Annotated in this window: 3 protein-coding genes and 1 pseudogene; all 4 read right to left on the reverse strand. The window is 66.9% G+C overall.

Annotation, left to right across the window (positions count from 1 at the left end; translation table 11 throughout):
- Window positions 1–18 precede the first annotated feature (18 nt).
- Window positions 19–957, reverse strand: coding sequence for an ABC transporter permease (locus tag ACOJSN_RS24685; RefSeq protein ID WP_420115136.1), 939 nt, complete (start codon window positions 955–957; stop codon window positions 19–21).
- 162 nt (window positions 958–1,119) lie between these two features.
- Window positions 1,120–2,199 carry an ABC transporter permease gene (locus ACOJSN_RS24690; RefSeq protein ID WP_420115134.1) on the reverse strand — a complete coding sequence of 360 codons (1,080 nt, stop codon included), beginning with the start codon at window positions 2,197–2,199 and terminating at the stop codon, window positions 1,120–1,122.
- Window positions 2,196–3,005 (reverse strand): ABC transporter ATP-binding protein, encoded by an 810-nt coding sequence (locus tag ACOJSN_RS24695; RefSeq protein ID WP_420115135.1) that lies wholly within the window; start codon window positions 3,003–3,005, stop codon window positions 2,196–2,198. Before ACOJSN_RS24695 ends, ACOJSN_RS24690 begins: the two co-directional genes overlap by 4 nt.
- Window positions 3,002–3,431, reverse strand: a pseudogene (locus tag ACOJSN_RS24700) (ATP-binding cassette domain-containing protein); the annotation flags it as partial. The pseudogene ACOJSN_RS24700 and the gene ACOJSN_RS24695, both read right to left, overlap by 4 nt.

The following is a 3,431-nucleotide window of genomic DNA, read 5'->3' on the forward strand; positions in this document are numbered from 1 at the left end:
GGTCGCGGAACGGCTCGTTCACTCGGACTCCTTCTCGGCGGGAACGGCGGCGGTGCCCGAGTCGCGCTCGGTGCGAACGGCGGTCACGGGCTCGTTGACGTCGAGCCCCTTCTTCTTCATGGCGCGGGCGCGCTCCCCCGCCGAGCGCAGACGCGGGTTGACGTACTCGTCGATGCCGAAGTTGATCAGCGAGAGCGCCACGCCGATGATCGCGATGCACAGGCCCGGGGGCAGGAACCACCACCACTGGCCCTGCTGGAACGCGCCCTGCGCCGACGCCCAGTTGAGGATCGTTCCCCAGTTGTAGGTGGTCACCGGGATCACGCCGATGTACGAGAGCGTGGTGAGGCTGAGGATCGCCGCGGTCACGGTGCCCACGAAGCTGGCGGCGATCAGCGCCATCAGATTGGGCAGCATCTCGATCGCGATGATGCGGCGCAGCGGCTCTCCGTTGGCTCGTGCGGCCTGGATGAAGTCGCGGTTGCGCAGTGACATCGTCTGGGCACGCAGCACCCGCGCGCCCCAGGCCCACCCGATGACGCCGAGGACACCGGCGATCACCCACAGCGGCGGGTCTTCGAACATCGCGGCCACGATGATGATGAGCGGCAGGCCGGGGATCACGAGGAACACGTTGGTCAGCGCGGACAGTCCCTCGCTCTTCCAGCCGCTGATGTAGCCGGAGATGACGCCCACGGTGATAGCGATGATCGTCGCGATGATCGCGGCCAGGAATCCGACGACGACGACGCCTCGCGTCCCGTGGATCACCTGGCTCAGCACGTCCTCACCGATATGCGTGGTCCCCAGCCAGTGCTCCGACGACGGCGGCTGGAACCGGGCGGTGTTGTCCACCTTGGTCGGTGAGAAGGGTGCGAGAACATCGGCGAAGATCGCGATCAGCACGAAGAAGGCGAGGATCGCCAGGCCGGTGAGCGACTTCCGGTTCCGGAACATCGCGAACGCGGACCCGAGCTTGGCGAGGAACTCCCGCCACACCGATTCCTGCACGGGTGCGGGGACGCCAGCATCCTTTGCGGACGTGCTCTCCTCGGCTCCGGGCGCGACGGCGGGACTCGGCTCGGTGGTGGTCGTCTCGTTGGTCTCGGTACTCATGGCTCAGACCCCCGCCTGTCGTGTCCGCGGATCGAGGAACGCGTAGGCGATGTCGGCGAGGATGTTCGCGACGAGCACCGAGATGGTGATCACCAGGAACACACCCTGCATCAGCGCGTAGTCCTTCGCGTTGGTCGCATCGAGCAGCAGCTTGCCGATGCCGGGATAACTGAAGACCATCTCCATCACGATCGAGCCGCCCACGATGAAGCCGATCGAGAGGGCGAAGCTCTGGATCTGCGGCAGCACCGCGTTGCGTGCGGCGTAGCCCCACAACACCCGCTTGTTCGGCATGCCCTTGGCTTGCGCGACCGTGATGTAGTCCTCGTCGAGCACCGTCAGCATCATGTTGCGCATGCCGAGCATCCAGCCACCGAGCGAAGCGATGACGATCGTCGCGATCGGGAGGGTGCCGTGGTGGATGACCTGGCCGATGAACTCGAGGTTCCACCCCGGCTGCATCCCCACCCCGTAGGCCTTGCCGATCGGGAACCAGCCGAGGTTCACCGAGAACACGGCGATCGCGAGCAGCCCCAGCCAGAAGTACGGGATGGTGCTGAGGAACGTCGTGATCGGGATGAGCACATCGGCCTTGCTGCCGCGCCTCCAGCCGACGACCGCGCCACCGACCGTGCCGATCGTGAAGGAGATGACTGTCGCGATCCCCACGAGGCCGATCGTCCACGGCAGTGCTCCGCTGACCACCTCGGTGACCGGGCGCAGGCCGTGCAGCAGGGAGACACCGAGATCCCCCTGCAGCAGCAGTGCCCAGTAGTCGGCGTACTGCTGCAGCAAGGTCTTGTCGGAGTCGAGGCCGAGAAGCGATCGCAGCGCGTCCGCCGCCTCCGGGCTGATGTTGCGGTTGCGGGAGAGGTACTGGGTGACCGCGTCACCCTTCATCATGCGGGGAAGGAAGAAGTTGATGGTGATCGCGGCCCACAGGGTGAAGAGATAGAAGGCAGCACGTCGCCCGAGGTAGCGCCACGGGATGCGCGCCCGACCGCCGTTCGCTCGCGTCGCCGTCGTCCCGACCTCGAGAGCATCGGTCTCCGGCTCGAGAAGCTGAGGTTGCACACTGCTCACTGGGCACCTCCGAGGTTGCCGGCGGCCGAGGCGAAGTGCGCCTCGGGATCGGGCGACGCCGCCCGCAACTCGCGCGTGTATGGATCCTGCGGGTCGAGGATGACGTCGTCGGCCGGTCCGTGCTCCACGATGCGGCCCTGGTTGAGCACGATGATCTCGTCGCTGAAGTGGCGCGCCGTGGCGAGGTCGTGCGTGATGTAGAGGACGCCGAGCCCTTCTTCGCGCTGCAGGTCGGCCAGCAGGTTGAGCACCCCGAGCCGCAGCGAGACATCCAGCATCGAGACCGGTTCGTCGGCCACGAGCAGCGTGGGGCGCGATGCCAGCGCTCGCGCGATCGCGACGCGCTGCCGCTGACCGCCGGAGAGCTCGTGTGGGCGGCGGTCGATGACCGCATCCGGGACCAACCGGACGCGCTCCAGCAGGCGCCGGACCTCGCCGTCGATCTCGTCCTTGGGCGTCACCCCGCCGAGCTGCAGCGGGCGCTCGATGTGGTAGCGGATCGAGTGGTACGGGTTGAGGGAGGCGAACGGATCCTGGAACACCATCCGCAGCTGCTGCCGGTAGTCGCGGAGCGCCTTGCCGCGCCGCGGGATCGGTGCACCATCGAGCAGCACCTCGCCGTCGGTGGGTGTCTCCAGCTGGATGAGGATCTTGGCGATCGTCGACTTGCCGCTGCCCGACTGGCCCACGAGTCCCACGGTGCGACCCGAGCTCAGCGTGAAGCTGACGTCGTCGAGCGCCTTCATCTGACCCGCGCCGCGGACGTTGTAGACCTTGGTGATGTTCTTGACCTCGAGGAGCGTCATCGCACCACCACCCCCCTCTCGCCTGTCAACCTCGGGAACGAGGACAGCAACGTCTTCGTGTAGTCGTGCTGCGGATCGGTCCAGATCTGTTCCGCCGCACCGATCTCGACGATCTCGCCCTCGCGCATGATCGCGATGCGGTCGGTGATCTCGAGCAGCAGCGGCAGGTCGTGGGTGATGAAGATGACCGAGAAGCCGAACTCGTGCCGCAGCTGCTAGATCTGACGGATGATCTCGCGCTGCACCAGCACGTCCAGCGCCGTGGTGGGCTCGTCCATCACCATGAGCTGAGGCCGCAGCGCGAGCGCCATCGCGATCATCACCCGTTGCCGCATGCCGCCCGAGAGCTCGTGCGGGAAAGACCGGGCGCGCTGGGCGCCGACCTTGACGATCTCCAGCAGATCCTTCACCTCGGCGCGCCGCTGC

This window comes from Pseudactinotalea sp., from assembly GCF_048594945.1.
In the GTDB taxonomy this organism is placed as follows: Bacteria; Actinomycetota; Actinomycetes; order Actinomycetales; family Beutenbergiaceae; genus Pseudactinotalea.

What these genes read in the sequence shown, in the direction of transcription:
- ACOJSN_RS24685 (WP_420115136.1), bottom strand. Translation starts at nt 957, where the DNA reads ATGTTCCGGAACCGGAAGTCGCTCACCGGCCTGGCGATCCTCGCCTTC.
- ACOJSN_RS24695 (WP_420115135.1), bottom strand. Translation starts at nt 3,005, where the DNA reads ATGACGCTCCTCGAGGTCAAGAACATCACCAAGGTCTACAACGTCCGC.